The organism is Paraburkholderia sp. BR10954 (assembly GCF_040965775.1).
Classification (GTDB): Bacteria; Pseudomonadota; Gammaproteobacteria; order Burkholderiales; family Burkholderiaceae; genus Paraburkholderia; species Paraburkholderia youngii.
The window spans coordinates 123501-141646 of record NZ_JBFRCK010000010.1 but is presented as its reverse complement, the minus strand read 5'-3'; the positions used below and the strand labels follow the sequence as shown (position 1 = coordinate 141646).

At 65.5% G+C, this 18146-nt stretch carries 17 protein-coding genes; 6 read left to right on the top strand and 11 right to left on the bottom strand.

Going from position 1 to position 18146, the window contains the following annotated elements; translation table 11 throughout:
* Positions 1-95 precede the first annotated feature (95 nt).
* The 3 genes from pdxY to AB4Y34_RS16825 all read left to right on the top strand — a co-directional run bounded on the left by pdxY (position 96) and on the right by AB4Y34_RS16825 (position 3152).
* Positions 96-962: a pyridoxal kinase PdxY gene (gene pdxY / locus AB4Y34_RS16835; protein ID WP_176108975.1), complete on the top strand. Its 867-nt coding sequence runs from the start codon at positions 96-98 to the stop codon at positions 960-962.
* A gap of 157 nt (positions 963-1119) precedes the next feature.
* A complete protein-coding gene (locus tag AB4Y34_RS16830) occupies positions 1120-1581 on the top strand; it encodes a hypothetical protein (protein ID WP_176108976.1) in 462 nt (153 codons plus the stop codon).
* A gap of 419 nt (positions 1582-2000) precedes the next feature.
* Entirely contained in the window at positions 2001-3152 is a 1152-nt protein-coding gene (locus AB4Y34_RS16825) for a branched-chain amino acid ABC transporter substrate-binding protein (RefSeq protein ID WP_176378048.1), read from the top strand.
* A gap of 58 nt (positions 3153-3210) precedes the next feature.
* On the opposite strand, the gene AB4Y34_RS16820 is transcribed toward AB4Y34_RS16825, so the two are convergent.
* Both AB4Y34_RS16820 and AB4Y34_RS16815 read right to left on the bottom strand, forming a co-directional pair.
* Complete coding sequence (locus tag AB4Y34_RS16820; RefSeq protein WP_368716668.1) at positions 3211-5157, bottom strand: DUF3857 domain-containing transglutaminase family protein; 1947 nt, start codon at positions 5155-5157, stop codon at positions 3211-3213.
* A gap of 83 nt (positions 5158-5240) precedes the next feature.
* Positions 5241-5903 (bottom strand): hypothetical protein, encoded by a 663-nt coding sequence (locus AB4Y34_RS16815; RefSeq protein ID WP_176108979.1) that lies wholly within the window; start codon positions 5901-5903, stop codon positions 5241-5243.
* Positions 5904-6244: 341 nt separating this feature from the next.
* Between AB4Y34_RS16815 and AB4Y34_RS16810 the strand changes: the two genes are divergently transcribed.
* Positions 6245-6379 carry a hypothetical protein gene (locus AB4Y34_RS16810; RefSeq protein WP_255208659.1) on the top strand — a complete coding sequence of 45 codons (135 nt, stop codon included), beginning with the start codon at positions 6245-6247 and terminating at the stop codon, positions 6377-6379.
* A 234-nt stretch (positions 6380-6613) separates the two neighbouring features.
* On the opposite strand, the gene hutG is transcribed toward AB4Y34_RS16810, so the two are convergent.
* The 8 genes from hutG to AB4Y34_RS16770 all read right to left on the bottom strand — a co-directional run bounded on the left by hutG (position 6614) and on the right by AB4Y34_RS16770 (position 16062).
* The gene (gene hutG / locus AB4Y34_RS16805; RefSeq protein WP_368716667.1) at positions 6614-7426 is read right to left on the bottom strand and encodes an N-formylglutamate deformylase; all 813 of its coding nucleotides are present in this window, start codon (positions 7424-7426) and stop codon (positions 6614-6616) included.
* 50 nt (positions 7427-7476) lie between these two features.
* Entirely contained in the window at positions 7477-8862 is a 1386-nt protein-coding gene (locus tag AB4Y34_RS16800) for a formimidoylglutamate deiminase (protein ID WP_368716666.1), read from the bottom strand.
* 20 nt (positions 8863-8882) lie between these two features.
* Complete coding sequence (gene hutI, locus AB4Y34_RS16795; RefSeq protein WP_176378052.1) at positions 8883-10112, bottom strand: imidazolonepropionase; 1230 nt, start codon at positions 10110-10112, stop codon at positions 8883-8885.
* Positions 10113-10196: 84 nt separating this feature from the next.
* Positions 10197-10823, bottom strand: coding sequence for a HutD family protein (locus AB4Y34_RS16790; RefSeq protein WP_368716696.1), 627 nt, complete (start codon positions 10821-10823; stop codon positions 10197-10199).
* A gap of 29 nt (positions 10824-10852) precedes the next feature.
* Positions 10853-12541 carry a urocanate hydratase gene (gene hutU / locus AB4Y34_RS16785; protein WP_368716665.1) on the bottom strand — a complete coding sequence of 563 codons (1689 nt, stop codon included), beginning with the start codon at positions 12539-12541 and terminating at the stop codon, positions 10853-10855.
* Positions 12542-12623: 82 nt separating this feature from the next.
* Complete coding sequence (gene hutC / locus AB4Y34_RS16780; RefSeq protein WP_176378054.1) at positions 12624-13319, bottom strand: histidine utilization repressor; 696 nt, start codon at positions 13317-13319, stop codon at positions 12624-12626.
* Positions 13320-13344: 25 nt separating this feature from the next.
* The gene (hutH, locus tag AB4Y34_RS16775; RefSeq protein ID WP_368716664.1) at positions 13345-14865 is read right to left on the bottom strand and encodes a histidine ammonia-lyase; all 1521 of its coding nucleotides are present in this window, start codon (positions 14863-14865) and stop codon (positions 13345-13347) included.
* Positions 14866-15138: 273 nt separating this feature from the next.
* Entirely contained in the window at positions 15139-16062 is a 924-nt protein-coding gene (locus tag AB4Y34_RS16770) for a LysR substrate-binding domain-containing protein (RefSeq protein ID WP_368716663.1), read from the bottom strand.
* A 104-nt stretch (positions 16063-16166) separates the two neighbouring features.
* On the opposite strand from AB4Y34_RS16770, the gene AB4Y34_RS16765 reads away from it, so the two are divergent.
* On the top strand, positions 16167-17078 hold the full coding sequence (locus tag AB4Y34_RS16765) for an NAD-dependent epimerase/dehydratase family protein (RefSeq protein ID WP_368716662.1): 912 nt from the start codon (positions 16167-16169) through the stop codon (positions 17076-17078).
* Positions 17079-17173: 95 nt separating this feature from the next.
* Positions 17174-17356 (top strand): hypothetical protein, encoded by a 183-nt coding sequence (locus tag AB4Y34_RS16760; protein WP_129956541.1) that lies wholly within the window; start codon positions 17174-17176, stop codon positions 17354-17356.
* Positions 17357-17394: 38 nt separating this feature from the next.
* Here the strand turns inward: AB4Y34_RS16760 and AB4Y34_RS16755 are convergent, their stop codons facing one another.
* Positions 17395-18141 carry a DUF899 domain-containing protein gene (locus AB4Y34_RS16755; RefSeq protein WP_368716661.1) on the bottom strand — a complete coding sequence of 249 codons (747 nt, stop codon included), beginning with the start codon at positions 18139-18141 and terminating at the stop codon, positions 17395-17397.
* Positions 18142-18146: the final 5 nt, after the last annotated feature.

The following is an 18146-nucleotide window of genomic DNA, read 5'->3' as shown; positions in this document are numbered from 1 at the left end:
ATGTCTGCCGCGCGGCGCCGGGGCCATCGGCCCACCCGCGCGAGACTCCCTTCCCGCTTTGTTGATCGCGCATGACCGGTTGCGCGAGCCTGACCATGACGAAAAACGTTCTGAGCATCCAGTCCCATGTCGTGTTCGGTCACGCCGGCAACAGCGCGGCCGTGTTTCCGATGTGCCGGCTCGGCGTCAACGTGTGGCCGCTCAATACGGTGCAGCTATCGAATCACACGCAATACGGGCACTGGAGCGGCAGCGCGATCGACGCATCGAAGATGGAAGATCTCGTCGACAGCATCGGCGCGATCGGCATGCTGCCGCGCTGCGACGCGGTGCTCTCCGGCTATCTCGGCACGACGGAACAGGCGCAGGCGGTGATCGACATCGTCAAGGCCGTGAAGGCGGCCAATCCCCGCGCCTGGTACTTTTGCGATCCGGTGATGGGCGCCATGGGCGGCTACAAGGTCGATCCCGGCATCCAGGAATTCCTCGTCAACGAAATGCCGCAGGTCGCCGACGGGATCGCGCCGAACCACATCGAATTGCAGCGCCTCGTCGGCCGCGAGATCGAGACGCTCGAGGAAGCCGTCACCGCGTGCCGCGAGGTGCTCGCGCGCGGGCCGAAGCTCGTGCTCGTCAAGCATCTGCTCGATCGCAACAGTCCCGCCGACCGCTTCAACATGCTCGTCGTCACCGAACGCGAAGCGTGGATGGGACAGCGCCCGCTCTATCCGTTCGCGCGCCAGCCGGTCGGCGTCGGCGATCTGACGAGCGCGGTCTTCGTCGCGCGCACGCTGCTCGGCGATTCGATCCGCTCGGCCTTCGAGCACACGCTCGCCGCGGTCAACGCGGTGGTCAAGGCGACCTGGCAGGCCGGGCGCTATGAACTCGAACTCGTGGCGATGCAAAATGAAATCGCCCAGCCGCGCGAGTGGTTCGATGCATGGGTTGCGGAGACGGCTTAGGTCGAGCTCAGGTCACTGACGCGAGTCACCCGTTGCTGGGCGCCGCCACCAGCGTCGCGCCAGCAGCCGTCCTATAATGCGTGCCGCGTGGAACGGGGCTTGCGCCCGCATTCCACGGGATTTTTCAGCATTCGGCATTCAGCAGACGAGGCATTCGATGGACGGTCATATCCGCAGCGAGCGGGAAGAATTTTTTGAGCAGTTGTGCATCAGCGTCGACGCTGACGAAGCGCACGAACAGGAAGCGATCGAGTACTTCGAGAACCAGTTCGACCAGCCCGACTTCGATCCCGCGCAATGGCTCGATATCGCGCTCTACTACTCGCCTGCCGTCGCGCGCGGCATCGTCGAGATGGTGACGGCCGACGACAAGGCACGCAGCAACATCGCCGAAATCATCGCCGACAATCTCGACATCTCGTACGGCGAGGACGAGTGCCAGCAATTCGCCGAGACGATCGAATTCGCACTGAACAACGGCGTGCCGGTCGATCTGGACGTGGTGCTCGACGGCTGCCAGCGCGCCATCGACGATCTCGACACGTGGGCCGACGAAGACACGAAGGCGCCGCTCCTGCGTCTGCGTGAGGAATTGCTGCGTCAGCAAGGCGAGCGCTAGGCGAAAGGCTCGAATCTCTCCGCCCCAACGCTAACTCCGCAACACCGGCCGGCGCGCTTCCGCCGGTTTCTTAAGCATATGCCGTAATCCGCAGCCGCAGCGGAACTTCTCGCGGCAAGCCAGCCTGGATGCCTCACGCACGCTCCTTGTGGACGTGATGCGCACACGGCCCGCTATGCCGAAATGCTCATCCAAAACGCCACGAATTGCCAAGACGACGGCAATTTGGCTTTCTATATTCGCCCCAGATTGACCCGCGAACACGCTGCGAAGCGCAACGCCACTGCGTGTATTCCAGCATTGTGAGCGGCGACCGATCCTTCGTAGCCTTGCGATGCGCGAGGGCTTCCCTCGGCCTCACGTGTCGTATCGCTTTTGTCGCACCGCTTTCATAACAACCGTCGATGCAAGGAGAGACCATGAGTCTTCGCAACACGCTGAAACCGCTGGCCATGCTCGTGGGTGCGATGTTTGCCGTCGCGCCTGTTGCCAGTTTCGCCGACGACCTGCCGGTCAAGATCGGTTTTGCCGCGCCGCTGACGGGCGCCAATGCCGGCTACGGCAAGGATCTGGAAAACGGTGTGCGGCTCGCGATCGACGAGGCCAACGCACAGAAGATCAAGATCGGCGACAAGGTCGCACACTTCGAGATCGTCTCGCAGGACGACCAGGCCGACCCGCGCGTCGGCGTGCAGGCCGCGCAGAAGCTGGTCGACTCCGGCGTCGCGGTGGTGGTCGGCCACTTCAACTCGGGCACGACGATCCCGGCCTCGCAGGTCTACGAGCAGGCCGGCATTCCGGTGCTCGATCCCGCCGCGACGAATCCGATCATCACGGGCCGCGGCTTCGCGAACACCTTCATGGTGATTTCGACCGATGCGCAGAACGCCGGCAACGCAGGCATTTATGCGGTCGAGGTAACGAAGGCCAAGCGCATCGCGATCATCGACGATCGCACCGCGTTCGGCCAGGGCGAAGCCGACGAGTTCGAGAAGGCCGTGAAGGCGCACGGCGGCACGATCGTCGCGCGCGACTACACCGACAACCACGCGGTCGACTTCAGCACGCAGATCACCAAGTTCAAGGGCGCCAATGCGGACCTCGTGTTCTTCGCCGGCCTCGACAGCCAGGCGGCGGGCTTCGCGCGGCGCATGAAGCAGCTCGGCCTGAACGCGCAACTGGTCGGCGGCGGCGGAGTGATGGACGAAGACTTCATCAAGCTCGCCGGCGATGCGTCCGACGGCGCGATGGCCTGGGAATACGGCCGCCCGCTCGCGCAACTGCCGGGTGGCAAGGACTTCAACGCGAAGTTCAAGAAGCGCTTCGGCGCGGATGTGCTGTCGTATGCGCCGTTCGGCTATGACGGCGCATGGGTCGCGATCAAGGCGATGCAGCAGGCCAAATCCGACTCGCCGAACGTGTACCGCCCGGTGCTCAAGTCGATCGACTACGACGGCGTGACCGGCAAGATCTCGTTCGACAACACCGGCGCGTTGAAGAGCGGCGCCTCGACGCTGTATCAGGTGAAGAACGGCGCATGGGTGCCGGTCGTCACGAAGAGCGGCACCTGAGTTCGCCGTCCAGTGAATCGTAGCGGCCCTGCCCGGCTAACGGCCGGCGCGGGGCGCGCTACTGCCTCGCGGCCGCCGCCCTGACGACCACCTCGGCATCCAGATCGCGCTCGATGCGCACGAGGTCGTCGCGAATCGCCGCGAACTCGTTAGCCGTACACATCTGGTGGCCAAACGCGGCGCGCAGATGCCGGTTGACCTGCAACGTGCGCGTCGCCGGATCGAACACGTAGCGCGACGCAAATAAGAGCAACGGGTCCTCGACCGTGCTGTCGGTCGGCAGGTCCGTCACGTGCACGAAGCGCGGCAAACTCATTTCCAGCGTTTCATCGAACTCCCCGCCGATGCATGCCCACGGCTGCGTTCTGACGGGTTCCGCGAGCCACGCCTCGACCTGTGAGTTCATGCCGCCGGCGAGACTCGTCAGCGCCGGCACGGCGGTCGTGCCGTCTGGCCAGATCAGATGCGGCACGCTGCCCTGCATCGACGTCGCGAACGGTCCGCCGGTCACGGCGACGTCGTCGGTCTGCAACTGCGCGGTGCCATGCAAGCCCGTTTTCAGCAGACGGCTCGCGGCAATCTGCTGCGCGCCCTCGCGCGTCGCGCGTCGGAACGTGTTGCGTTCGATCTCCGCGGGATAGCCCCGGTCTTCGACGCGGTACGCGTAATGCGCGGTGCCGTTTTCATCGATGTCGATCTGCACGCGCGCGTTGCGTTCGTGCCGTTGAGTGGCGGGCGTGCGCGCGAGCACGCCGGCGTCGACGAGCAGCACCGGCCGGTCCATCACGCCGCCAGGCAGATAGCCGAACGCGGTGCCGCCCGCCGTCGTGTCCGCGAATTGCGCCAACTCGGGAATCCAGATGATCGCGTGATTGATCGCGCTCGCGCCGTAGCCCGGCACCTCGGGCAACGTGTAGTACGGGCCAAGATTCAGCAGCACCGGCTCGCTGCGAATGCCGACCGCCGCGAGCAACGCACCGTATAGCGCGACGTGGTCCTTGCAGTCGCCATAGCGGTTGCGCAGGATATCGGCCGCCTTGTGCGGAATCGCCGCCGTCTCGCCGAGGAAAAGCGCGACGTAGCGGATGTTCAGACGCATCCAGTCGTATAAAGCGCGGGCTTTGTCGTGCGGATCGCTGAGGCTGGCCGTCAGTTGCTGAGCAAGACTGACGATCGCGGGATCGTCGCGGGTCGCGTCGTTATCGGCGGGACCGCGATAGCGCTCGGCGAAGCTCGCGAAGTCCGCTACCGTCGACACCATCAGCCGGTCGCCCCAGTTCGCATAGCCGACCGCGCCCGCTTCCACGCGCGGATAGGGGCCGTGCCGATAGTCGAACTCGTAGCGGGTGCGGCCGTTCGCGGTGACGGGCGGCACCGCGACGTAGCCGCGCGCGTCCGCGTAGAGCGGCACGTCTGCGGGCAGATCGAAGATCAGACGCTGGTCGTCGACGGGTTCGAGCGACGGCTCGACCAGATAACCGAAAGTGCCCGCCTGCAGCGGCTTCGCGCGGGTCTTGCGAAACGCCAGATGCACGCGCGAGCCGCTCGTGACGCCGGGGAAGATCACGGTGCGCAACACTCCGTCCTCGAAGCTCGGCGCACCGGACGAACGCGGCTCCTGCACGTCGCGGATCGCCTCGGGACCGACGGCATGCGCGGTGCCGTCGGGATCGATCGTTTCGGCGGCCAGCAGTTGCACCTGCTCGATATCCTTGTTGAACCACACGTAGCGTTGCGCGATTGCGTCGACACCGCTGGCCGTGTCCGCGCGCATCACCGTGTCGTCGTGTTCCTCGATGGAGCCGTCTTTCTGGATCACGAACAAATGGACGTCGCGCTCGATCGTCGCAGGGGCGCGTTCGTTGGGGGAGGTGGCGATTTCGGCGGCGCTCGCGCGAAGGGGGAAGGCGATGCCGCTCGCGGCAGTTAGCGCCGCAAGCAGCGCCGCGGCGCGCACGCTTCGCGCGAGCGACGCGTGCGCCAACCTGACGACGATGTTCCCCAAGATCCACCTCGGCAAGATTCGTGTCGTCGTTGTAGCACATCGCCGGCCCGCGCGTTTCCGACCGGGGCCGCCGTCAGTCCCGATCACTCGCCGTCGTCGAGCTGGCTCAGCAGCGCCTGCAGTTTTTCCACGTGCCGCAGCAGCATGTGCCGGTGCTTGTCGATCTGTTCGAGCCGCCCCTCGAGATCGGCCTGAATGCGGTCATCGAGCTCGGCCGCGGCCATCACGTCCTCGACCTTCGCACGCATCGACGCGAGTTCGACCGGCGCATGCAACAGATGCCGCTCGAAGCGCCGCACTTCCTGCGTCGCGACATCGCGTACCTTGCGAAAATGCACATGCCGGCGGTGCGCTTCGACATCGAGCGTTTCTTCCTCGACGCGACGCGCGGGCCCCGGTTGCCCAAAAATCGGCTCGGGCCGCAGCACCGTCTTCTTGCGCACCGGATGCGCGGTGCCGCGAAAGCGCGCGAGCGGCTGCTCGTTGTCGATCGCCTCGCGCGCATTCGGCGGAATCTCGTGACCGCTGTGCGGCACGTTCATCCAGCCGCCCGGCAAACCAGTGACCGCCTCGACGCCGCGCACGAATTCCTCGCTGAATTCGCGTTGGCCGGACAGCATCAGCTTCAGATAGCTCGCGGAAAACGTCATCATGCGCGCGAGCCGGGTCGCGGCGCCAACCTCGCTGGTCAGCAACACCAGGTTCGCGCGCCAGACTGGCAGCAGCAATTCGTCGGAATCTTCCATCGCTGGGTCTTCCATCTTTTTGCCTGATGAGTCGATGACCGCGTCGCGCATGTCATCGTTTTGAAAGGGTAGTCGTCTCGCGGTGTCGCGTGCAATGCAGCTATGCCGCACTGCGTGCGGTGGGGCCCATATGCCGAAGGTACACGCACGACATGGTACGCACCGGCCAATTCAGCGCAAAGCGCGCTAAAACAGGGCTTACAACACATCGCATGTGCATTGACACACGTATTTGCGCACCGTTCCTATTCGCGGGCGCTCGATGTGGCATGCTTACACGCCGATGCGGCACGGGTCGTGCTGCATGGGTCGCTCCACAACATTGACTTAAGGGTTTTGTAATGAAGAAAATCATTCTCGCCATCGCCGCAGCCGTCGCCACCCTGAGCGCGATCGCTCCCGCTCAAGCTTATGAACATCACCACGAGTGCCATAAGGTGAAGGTTCATCATCATTGGGAAAAGCGCTGCCACTAATGGCGGTGAGACCGTGTCCAACGGACGCGGTGCACATAAAAAGCCCCGCTTTCGCGGGGCTTTTTTTCATGGCGCGCCGCGTCGTGAAACAGCCGGCGCACGATACGCTGTGCGCGCTCGACGCCCAAACCATTCCATATGATCGCGCCGATATGCAATCACGGACACATGCTGTTACACCTTCGCGATGCACGCCGACGCCGTCCTCACGGCACCCGTCAGGTCACCTCGGCGTCAGGCTGCTTTCACGCGAGCGAGAGCCGTCGTCAGCAGCGCTTCGAGCAACGGCGCGACCTTCGTGGCGAGGTCTTCATCGTATGCATAAGGCAAGCGCTCTTCCATGTACGTGATTTGCGACAGTTCGAGTTGCACCGCATGCACGCCCTGCTCGGGCTGACCATATTGGCGCGTGATATAGCCGCCCTTGAAGCGGCCATTCGCGACCGCCGTATAGCCACCGTGGCGCTCGACCAGCGCGGCCAGTTCGTCGCCTAGTCCCGGCGCCGCGCTCGCACCGTTCGACGTGCCGAAGTTGAAGTCCGGCAGACGTCCGTCGAAAAATCGCGGCACGCGCGAGCGGATCGAATGCGCTTCCCACAGCAGCACCTTGCCGTGCTTCGCCTTCAGCGCCGCGATCTCGCCGGTGAGCGCGCCGTGATACGGCTTCCAGTACGCATCGCGCCGGCGCGCGACTTCGGCGTCGTCGGGCAGATGGCCGTCGCGATAGAGCGGCTCCTTGTCGAACGTATCGACCGGCAAGAGACCCGTGGTGTCCTGCCCCGGGTACAGGTTCGCGCCGTCGGGCGGACGGTTCAGGTCGATCACGTAGCGCGCGTAGGTCGGCGTCAGGAACGACGCGCCGAGAACCTTCGCGAATGCGTACAGGCGATCGAGATGCCAGTCGCAATCGTCGGTGCGTTGCGCGACCGGCGTCATCGTCGCGGCGATGTCCCCGGGGATTTGCGTGCCCAGATGCGGGATCGAGATCAGCAGCGGCAGGCTTCCCTGATGCAGCGAGAAAACCGGCGTGAGGTTCGAAGCAGTCATGTCAGTCCGGAATCAGTGGGATCGGAGAATCGGTTCGGCGCTCATCGCCGTTATTTGAGCAGTTCCGCGAGCGCCGCGCGATAGCGCGCATATGCGCGCTCTTCGTCGCGATGCCGGCGATCGTCGACGACCTTGATGCCGCCCGCATAGACGTCGCGGATCGGCGTATCGCCGTGCTCGCAGAATACGACGCCCGACAGCCACGCTTCTCGCTCGTGCTCGGCGATGCTCGAATGAGCGGCGTCGAGCACGAGCCAGTCCGCGCGATGGCCGGGCTGCAACGCGCCGACCGCGCGGCCGGTCGCGCGCGCGCCGCCGTCGAGCGCGGCCGCATACAGGCGGTCCGCGACATGCGGAGCCTGCGCCGACGCCAGCACGTTGCGCTGCCGGCGCGTCAGACGCTGGCCGTATTCGAGCAGACGCAATTCGGCGCGCCAGTCGACGCCGATATGGCTATCCGAGCCGACGCCGATGCGGCCGTGCGCGTCCAGATAGTCGTGCGCGGGGAAAATGCCGTCGCCGAGATTGGCCTCGGTGGTCAGACACAAGCCCGCGACCGCGCCGCTTTTCGCGAGCGCTAGCGTTTCATGCGGATCGACATGGGTCGCGTGCACGAGACACCAGCGGCTATCCACCTCGAAACGATCGAGCAGCCATTGCACCGGCCGCGCGCCTTCGGTTTCGATGCACGCGTCCACCTCGGCGGTTTGCTCGGCGATATGGATATGCACGGGCGCGCTCGCATCGATGCCGCCAAGCAGCGCGCGCAACGATGCTTCCGATACCGCGCGCAGCGAATGCGGCGCCACACCGTAACGCAGTGCCGCATGTTCGGGGCGCGCGGCGCGCAGCGTGCCGAGCAGATCGAGCAGGCTCTCCGGCGTATTGATGAAGCGCCGTTGATCCTCGCGCGGCGCGCGCGCGCCGAAGCCGCTGTACTGATACAGCACCGGCAGCATCGTGATGCCGATGCCGCTCGCCGCCGCCGCATCGACCACGCACTGAGCAAGCTCGGCCCGATTCGCGTAGCGCTGGCCGTCCTGCGCGTGATGCACGTAGTGGAACTCGCACACCGACGTGTAGCCCGCCTTCAGCATTTCGATGTAGAGCCACTGCGCGACGCTCGCGAGGCCCTCCGGCGTGATGCGCGCGGCGAAGCGATACATCAGGTCGCGCCACGACCAGAAGTTATCGGTCGCGTTGGCGCGATATTCGGTGAGCCCCGCCATCGCGCGCTGAAACGCGTGCGAGTGAAGGTTGGGCATGCCAGGCATCAGCGGGCCAGCCGCTTTCGGCACACCGGCCGGCCCTTCGGGTCGATCCGGCGTGACGGCGCTCAGCGTGCCGCGCGCGTCCCATTCGAGCAGCACGTTGCGGCGCCAGCCCTCGGGCAGATACGCGTCGGCGGCGAACAGCGATTGATTGGATTGCGTCATCTGTCAGGTTCCGGTTCGGTTCAGGTCACACTCGACCCGCGCCGCGTATAAACGGTTTCACCCGCGCGCACGACGCGCGCGCACAACGGCCGGCCAATCCAGTAAGCGAGCTCGGCCAGCGAATCGACCGACCACACCGCGAAGTCGGCCGCGCGACCCACCTTCAGCGCGCCGTGCCGATCGCTGCTGCCGAGCGCGCGCGCCGCATGCGTGGTGACGCCCTGCAGCACCTCGGGCACGGTCATGCGAAACAGCGTGCTCGCCATGTTCATCATCAGCAGCAACGAAGTTGCCGGCGACGTGCCCGGGTTGCTGTCGGTCGAAATCGCAATCGGCACCTCGTAGCGCCGCAGCAGTTCGAGCGGCGGCAACTGCGTCTCGCGGATGAAGTAGTACGCGCCCGGCAGCAGCACCGCGACGGTGCCCGCTTCCTTCATCGCGGCGACGCCGGCTTCGTCGAGAAACTCCAGGTGATCCGCCGACAGCGCGCGATGCCGCGCCGCGAGCGCGGTGCCGCCGCCGTTCGACAACTGCTCGGCGTGCATCTTGACCGGCAGCGCGTAGTGCGCGGCCGCGTTGAACACTCGCTCGCTTTGCTCCAGCGAAAAACCGATGCGCTCGCAGAACACGTCGACCGCATCGACGAGGCCTTCGTCCGCTAGCGCGGGCAGCATCGTGTTGCAGACTTCGTCGATATACGCGTCGGCGCGGCCCGCGAATTCGGGCGGCAGCGCGTGCGCGCCGAGAAACGTCGTATAGACCGTGACCGGATAGCGCTCGCCGAGTTGTCGCGCGACGCGCAGCATCTTGCGCTCGCTCGCGAGATCGAGACCGTAGCCCGATTTGATTTCGATCGCCGTCACGCCTTCGGCGAGCAGCGGTTCGAGCCGCGCCGCCGCCTGCGTGAACAGCGACGCTTCGTCCGCCGCGCGCGTGGCCCGCACCGTCGATACGATGCCGCCGCCCTGTCGCGCGATTTCTTCGTAGCTGACGCCCGCGAGCCGTTGCGCGAATTCGTCGGCACGCTGGCCGCCATACACGAGGTGCGTATGACAATCGATCAGGCCCGGCGTCACCCACGCGCCGCGCAGGTCTTCGCGCGGCCATCCGGCATATTGCGCGGGTAACTCTGCGAACCCGCCGAGCCACGCGATGCGGCCGTCTTCTACGGCGATCGCGGCATCGGCGAGCGTGTGGCGAGGATCGCCCTGCGGGCACAAATTAAGGTGATGCCAGACGGTTTGCTTCATCGCGTGCTCTTTGCCGCTCGTTGCGTGTCTGTGGATGGGTTGGCCGTGATGGAGCGCATGCAATGCCTCATCACGCATGAATCGTCATCGCGTATAGCGGATCGTAATGGCGAGCACCGCGCCGTCGCCCGTTAGCGTGCATGCGAGCGCGTTCGGCCCGTCGACGCGCAGCGTGTCGCCGGTGTCGAGACGCACGGCTTGCGCGTGGTCCGCCGCCAGCGCGACCGTGACCGCGCCGCCCGCGCAAAACAGCAGCGCCGCGTCGCCGTCGAGCACGCGCGGCGCGTCCTGCTTCGCGCCGACACGCCACACGTCCAGCTCGCCCTGCGCCACGTCGCGCCGCACCATCAGGTTGAAGTCGCGCGTCGCGCCAGCGACGAGACGCGCGTCGATGCGCGTCTCGCCGTTAAAGCGCGCGACGTCGAGCGGCTGCCGCAGCACATGCGTCGACATGACGCCCGCGTCGCCCAGCTCATCGAGCAGCATGCCCGCGCCAGACAGCAGCACGAGCGTCCGGTCGACGCCGTCGAAGCGCGAGAACGGCCCGGCCTGCGCGACATCGGCGACGCTCACACGCCACACGAAGTCGGCGCCCGCACCCTGCCCGCCGACCGGCGACGGAAACGCCGCGACTTCGCGCGTAACGCCGCCGCCGTTTTTCCACGGCGCCGCCACGAGCTCGGCGCCGCGAATCAGCGTGACGCTTGCCATATCGCCCGCGTGGTGGGCCTGGGTCACGATCAGCGTCCCAGCATCGGCAGATTGAGACCCGCCTCGCGTGCGGTCTGCTGCGCGAGTTCATAGCCGGCATCCGCGTGACGCATCACGCCGGTGGCCGGATCGTTCAGCAGCACACGGCCGAGGCGCTGGTGCGCGGCTTCGGTGCCGTCCGCGACGATCACGACGCCCGAGTGCTGCGAGAAGCCCATGCCGACGCCGCCGCCGTGATGCAGCGACACCCACGACGCACCGCCCGCGGTATTGAGCAGCGCGTTCAGCAACGGCCAGTCGCTGACCGCATCCGAGCCGTCCTTCATCGATTCGGTTTCGCGGTTCGGGCTCGCGACCGAGCCCGTGTCGAGATGATCGCGGCCGATCACGATCGGCGCCTTCAGCTCGCCGTTCTTGACCATTTCGTTGAACGCCTGGCCGAGACGATAACGATCCTTCACGCCGACCCAGCAGATGCGCGCCGGCAGGCCCTGGAACGCGATGCGTTCGCGCGCCATGTCGAGCCAGTTGTGCAGATGCGGATCGTCGGAGATCAGCTCCTTGACCTTCGCATCGGTCTTGTAGATGTCCTCGGGGTCTCCCGACAGCGCGACCCAGCGGAACGGGCCCTTGCCTTCGCAGAACAGCGGGCGGATATACGCCGGCACGAAACCGGGGAAATCGAACGCGTTTTCCACGCCCATTTCGAGCGCCATCTGACGGATGTTGTTGCCGTAGTCGAGCGTGGCCGCGCCGCGTTCCTGCAGCGTCAGCATCGCCTGCACCTGCCTCGCCATCGACTGCTTGGCCGGCGTGACGATGCTGTCCGGCGCGGTCTTCTGACGCTCGCGCCAGTCTTCCACCGTCCAGCCCTGCGGCAGGTAGCCGTGGATCGGATCGTGCGCGCTGGTCTGGTCGGTCACGCAATCCGGCGTGATGCCGCGCGCGACGCACTCGGCGAACACGTCGGCCGCGTTGCCGAGCAGGCCGACCGAGATCGGCTTGCCGGCCTTTTTCGCTTCGTCGAGCATCGCGAGCGCTTCATCGAGCGTCTTCGCTTTCCTGTCGACGTAGCGCGTCTTCAGACGGAAGTCGATGCGCGTCTCGTCGCATTCGACCGCGATCATCGAGAAGCCCGCCATCGTCGCCGCGAGCGGCTGCGCGCCGCCCATGCCGCCGAGACCGCCGGTCAGAATCCAGCGGCCCGCAGGCTCCCCGTCGAAGTGCTGGTTCGCGACCGCGAAGAAGGTCTCGTAGGTGCCCTGCACGATGCCCTGGCTGCCGATATAGATCCAGCTGCCCGCCGTCATCTGGCCGTACATCATCAGGCCCTTGCGGTCGAGTTCGTGGAAGTGTTCCCAGGTCGCCCAATGCGGCACCAGATTCGAATTCGCGAGCAGCACGCGCGGCGCGTCCGCATGCGTGCGAAACACGCCGACCGGCTTGCCCGATTGAATCAGCAGCGTTTCGTCTTCGTTCAGGTCCTTCAGCGACGCGAGGATCTGGTCGAAGCAATCCCAGTTGCGCGCGGCGCGGCCGATGCCGCCGTACACGACGAGCGCGTGCGGGTGCTCGGCGACCTCGGGGTCCAGATTGTTCTGGATCATCCGGTACGCGGCTTCCGCGATCCAGGTCTTGCAGGTCTTTTCCGCGCCGCGCGGTGCGCGGATCGTGCGAGTCGGATCAAGACGCGGATCGATGTGTTTCGGATTGTTCATGGTGTGCCTCGGAATGCGTGACGATGTTCGATAAAGATTCGGCGGAAACGAAAAGGCGCGAGAAAGGCGCGAAAAAGCGAATTCAGAAATGCCCAGTGAAGCGGTAACGGGTGCCCGGATGCCACAGATTCGCGATCGAGGCGACCTCGCCTTGCGACCACGTACGCCGGTGCAGCACCAGACACGGCTCGCGTTCACTCATGTTCAACAGCTCGCGCGTGATGTCGTCGGCGGCGAGCGCCTCGATGCGGTACTCGACGCGCTGCAGCGGCGCGACGCGCACGAGGTACTGGTTCGGCGTGGTGTTCGTGAAGTCCTGCAGCCCGTATTCGGGCGCGACGGCCGGATTGACCCAGCGTTGCTCCAACTGCACTGGCTCGTCGTTTTCGAAATGCAGCAGACGCGAATGAAACACGGGGCTACCCGCGCTCACCTGCATCTCTTCGGCGAGCGCCGCATCGGCGATGCTGGCGCCGATGTTCAGCACCTTCGCCTGATAGCGGTGACCGCGCGCGACGATTTCATCGGAGATGCTGCGGATCGCCACCAGGGTCGACTCGTACTTGGGCCGGGCGACGAACGTGCCCGAGCCTTGTACGCGTGTGAGCACCTGCTCCGAGGTCAGCTCGCGCAACGCGCGGTTGACCGTCATGCGCGCGACGCTGAACTCGCGCGCAAGCTCGTTTTCGGAGGGCACCTGGTCGCCTTCGGCCCACTCGCCCGCATGAATGCGCGCGAGGATGAAGTCCTTGATGCCCTGATAAGCGGGTGCGTTCATTGTCGTGATCCGCGCTCTCGACGACTCATTGTTCCGACACGAACGAGAACGGGCTCAGCTTCGCGACCGCGCCGGCCTGCACGAGCTTCGTGACCGCCGCGATATCCGGTGCGAAGTAGTGATCGAGCTCGTAGTGCGCGACGTCCTTGCGCACGAGGTCCATCACCTTCTGCAAGCTCGGGCTGGTCTTGTGCGGCGCGCGCAGATCGACGCCCTGGGCGGCGGCGAGCAATTCGATCGACAGGATGTTCGCGGTGTTCTCGGCGATATCGCCGAGCTTGCGTGCGGCGAACGTCGCCATCGACACATGGTCTTCCTGGTTCGCCGATGTCGGCAGCGAATCGACGGAGGCCGGATGCGCGAGCGTCTTGTTCTCCGACGCGAGCGCGGCAGCCGTCACGTGCGCGATCATGAAGCCGGAGTTCACGCCGCCATCCTTGACGAGGAACGGCGGCAGGCCCGACAGCGTCGCGTCGATGAGGAGCGCGATGCGGCGCTCGGCGAGCGCGCCGATTTCCGCCGCGGCGAGCGCGAGGTTGTCCGCCGCGAACGCGACCGGCTCGGCGTGGAAGTTGCCGCCCGACAGCACTTCGCCGGTGTCCGGGAAAATCAGCGGATTGTCGGAAACCGCGTTCGCTTCCCTCAGCAGCGTTTCGGCGGCCTGACGCATCTGGTCGAGACACGCGCCCATCACCTGCGGCTGGCAGCGCAGGCTGTACGGGTCCTGCACCTTGTCGCAATCGGCGTGCGACACGTTGATCGCCGAGCCTTGCAGCAGCGAGCGATATGCGGCCGCCGCGTCGATCTGGCCTTGATGGCCGCGCAGTTCGTGGATGCGCGCATCGAACGGCTTGACCGAGCCCATCGCGGCATCGACCGACAGCGCGCCGGCGACGAGCGCCGTGCGGAACAGGTCTTCGATCGCGAACATGTTGTAGAGCGCGAGCGCGGCCGACGCCTGGGTGCCGTTCAGCAGCGCGAGACCTTCCTTCGCCTGCAGCGTGAGCGGCTTCAGGCCGACGAGCGCGAGGCCTTCGGTGGCCGGCATGCGCTCGCCCTTCGCGAACACTTCGCCGACGCCGAGCAGGATCGCCGACATATGCGCGAGCGGCGCGAGGTCGCCCGATGCGCCGACCGAACCCTTGACCGGGATCACCGGCAGCACGTCGGCGTTGAACAGCGCGATCAGCGCTTCCATCACTTCACGGCGGATGCCCGAGTGGCCGCGGCCGAGGCTCGAGAGCTTAAGCGCCATCAGCAGACGCACGACCGGGCGCGACATCGGCTCGCCGACGCCGACGGCGTGCGACAGCACCAGATTGCGTTGCAGCAATTCGAGCTGATCGCGCGGGATGTGGGTGCTGGCCAGGCGGCCAAAGCCCGTGTTGATGCCATAAGCCGGCTCGCCCTTGGCGGTGATGTCGGCGACGGCCTGCGCACACGCGTCGATGGCGGCGTGGCTCGCGGGATCGAGTTGCAGGGTGACCTGCTCGCGTGCGATCTGGCGCAGTTGCGGGAGGGTCAGGTGGCCGGGCTTCAGAATCATGGTTGTCGTCCTGTCTATACAAGTTCAAATAAGTCTAGCCGGCGGGTCTTGTATATACAACTTATTTTTCGAGATTCCGTGCCTGGGGATTTCCATTATTTGCCGCAGGATTCCGCGTAAGGTCAGCAGGTTTGGCCGCGCGTCGGCATGCGGCGGATGCAGGACGCGTGGGCCGGCGTGGGCCCTGTGGCTTAACCTACAGTTGTATATACACCTTTGCGGCGCGGCTCAGCCGATATCTGAGTTATAGGAGAGAAGGCGCCGCGACGCGGATCAGAGCTTGACCCGCGCCGCGATGAAATCGAGGAAGCACTGCACGCGCCCCGCGAGCGATGCGCTCTGGTAGTACACCGCATGCACGGGTTGCCGTTCGTCGACGAGCAGGTTGCCGAGAATCGGCACGAGGCGGTTGTCACGCACGTCGGAGGCGGTCATGAAGTCGGCCAGACAGGCGATGCCCCAGCCGGACAGCGCCAGTTGCCGCAAGGTTTCGCCGCTCGATGCGGTGAGCGACGGTTCGATCTTCAGCAGCGCGGCTTCGTTCCGTTGCCCCTTGACGCGCTTCGTTCCCCGGCCCCTTTCCCTCAACGGCCAGCGATTCAGATGCTCAGGCGCCGTAAAGCCGATCAGCCGATGCGTGCGCAACGCATCGAGCGTGGCCGGCTCGCCGTGCTCGGCCAGATACGCGGGGCTCGCAAGCACGCGCAGCCTGCTCTCGCCGAGCGCGCGCGCATGCAGCGTCGAATCCTGCAGCGCGCCGATCCGAATCGCGATGTCGACCTTCTGTTCGAGCAGATCGACGATCCGCTCGTTGCTGGTCAGTTCGAGCCGGATCTCCGGATACAGCGCCGAAAACGCGGTCATATGCGGCGCCACGCAATGCAGCATGAACGGCGACGCCGCATCGACGCGCAAGCGCCCCGACGGCCGTTGGCGGCCGCGCGCGACCGACTCCTCGGCCTCTTCGAGCGCGTCGAGAATCGCGCGGGCGCGCCGCAGGAACGCGTCGCCCTCTTCGGTCAGATGCAGACGCCGCGTCGTACGCCGCACCAGCGCGGTGTCGAGCTTCTGTTCGAGGCGCGTGAGCGCGCGGCTCACGCCGGAGACGGTCTGCCCCAGCTTCTCGGCCGCCGCCGTGATCGAACCGCTGTCGATCACGGTGACGAACACCAGCAATTCGTCGGTGGAGGTTTTCATTGTTGATTTCAAATCAAGATTGATTTGAGACTAACACGCTTTTTGCGAGAATCCGCGCGAGCGATACTGCGCACCTGTCCCAGCATTTCCCTCAGGAGAACGTCTTGAAGATTTTCGTTACTGGCGCAAGCGGTTTTATCGGCGGCTCGATCGCGGCGCATCTGGCGCGCGTCGGCCATCAGGTGCGCGGGCTGATCCGCAAGCCCGAACACAGCGCCGAGCTGCAACGGCTCGGTGTCGAGCCGGTCATCGGCACGCTCGACGACCGCGCGTTGCTGATCGCCGAAGCGCAAGCGGCCGACGCGGTAATCAACGCCGCGAGCAGCGATCACGAAGGCGCGGTGCGCGCGCTGATCGACGGACTCGCGGGTTCGGGCAAGGTGTTCCTGCACACGAGCGGGTCGAGCATCGTCGGCGATGCGTCGGGCGGCGAAGCCGGTGAAGCACGCATCTATCACGAAGACGCGCTGCCCACCCCGAGCGCCGACAAGGCCGCGCGCGTCGCGATCGATCAGCTGGTACTCGACGCCGCGCAACGCAACGTGCGCTCGGCCGTGCTGTGCAACACGCTGATCTACGGTCACGGCGCGGTGGCCGGCAGCGCGAGCGTGCAGTTGCCGCGGCTCGTGCGCCAGGCGCAAAAGAGCGGCGTCGTGCGTCATGTGGGCAGCGGCGGCAACATCTGGTCGAACGTGCATATCGACGACGTCGCCGAGCTGTATCGTCTCGCGCTCGATAAAACCCCTGCCGGCACGTTCTATTTCGTCGAAAGCGGCGAAGCGTCGTTTAGCGACATGAGCACCGCGATCGCGCGCGCGATGAAGCTCGGCGCGCCGCAAAACTGGCCGCTCGAAGACGCGAAACAGGAATGGGGCTACGAAATGGCCTCGTACGGTCTCGGCTCGAATAGCCGCGTGCGCGGCGAGCGCGCGCGCAGGCTGCTTGGCTGGCAGCCGCGGCGCACGTCGGTGATCGAATGGATCGAACGCGACATGATGGTGCCGCAAGCTGTGTAAGCGCGGCCGTTGCGAATCCGTAAGCTCGTTTCGATAGAATCGCGTCGACCCGACGGCGCGATTCGTACCGTCGCCCATGAGCCTGGATTCGACCGATGACGCTCGCGCTGAACTTCTACTGGCTGACGAATTTCCTGGCGATTCTGTTCGTCGTCGCGTGCCTGTACGACACGCGCTACGACGAATACGGCGTATTGACGCTCTCCGCCGCGGCGATGAGTCTCATCGTGATGGCGATCGAGGTGTTTCTCAAACCCGCCTTCGAGATGGCGCTGTAGCGCGCCCCCGCCGTTCTCTCTGCGTCACCTTCGCCACTTCACACCGTAAACGAGCCGGACTCCGCGCAGCCGCCGTGCGCCTCGTCGCCATAGCGGTCGTGAAGCCTGACCCAGTCGGTCAGATTGCTCTTCTCGTTGCGGCCTTTCGGCGTGATGTCCAAGAGCGCGTAGGTGTTCACGAAGCGCTCGTCGCCGCGCGCGTAGCATGAGTACGTGTGGTACACGTCGCCGTTTTCGTCCTTGTAGAACACGCTGTGACCATGCTGTTCGTCGATGCCGACGTCCTGTTCGGTGAAGTTGTAGAACGCCTTTTTGCTCGCCAGCTGCTCGGGCGTGAACGACACGTGGTAGTCGAAATTGAAATCGCTGCCGCTCGACGACACCCACGGAAAGGTCCATCCCATGCGCCGCTTGAACGCGTCGATTTTCTCGAGCGGCGCGTGCGATACGGTCACATAGCTGACGTCGTGATGGACGAGATGCGTGAGAATCCCGCTCATATGGTCCGACAGGAACGAGCAGCCGACGCAGCCCTCCTGCCAGTCCGGCCCCAGCATGAAGTGATAAACGATCAGCTGGCTGCGGCCGTCGAACAGCTCCGCGAGCGTTTTGCGGCCGTCCGGCGTGTCGAACGTATAAAGCTTCTCGACCTTGACCCACGGCAATTCGCGACGCCTGCGCGCGAGTTCGTCGCCAGCGCGCATATGCGCTTTTTCGTCGGCGAGCAGCGCGCGGCTCGCGGCGAGCCACTCCTGCTCGCTGGCGATACGATGTTGCGGTTCCATCTGCG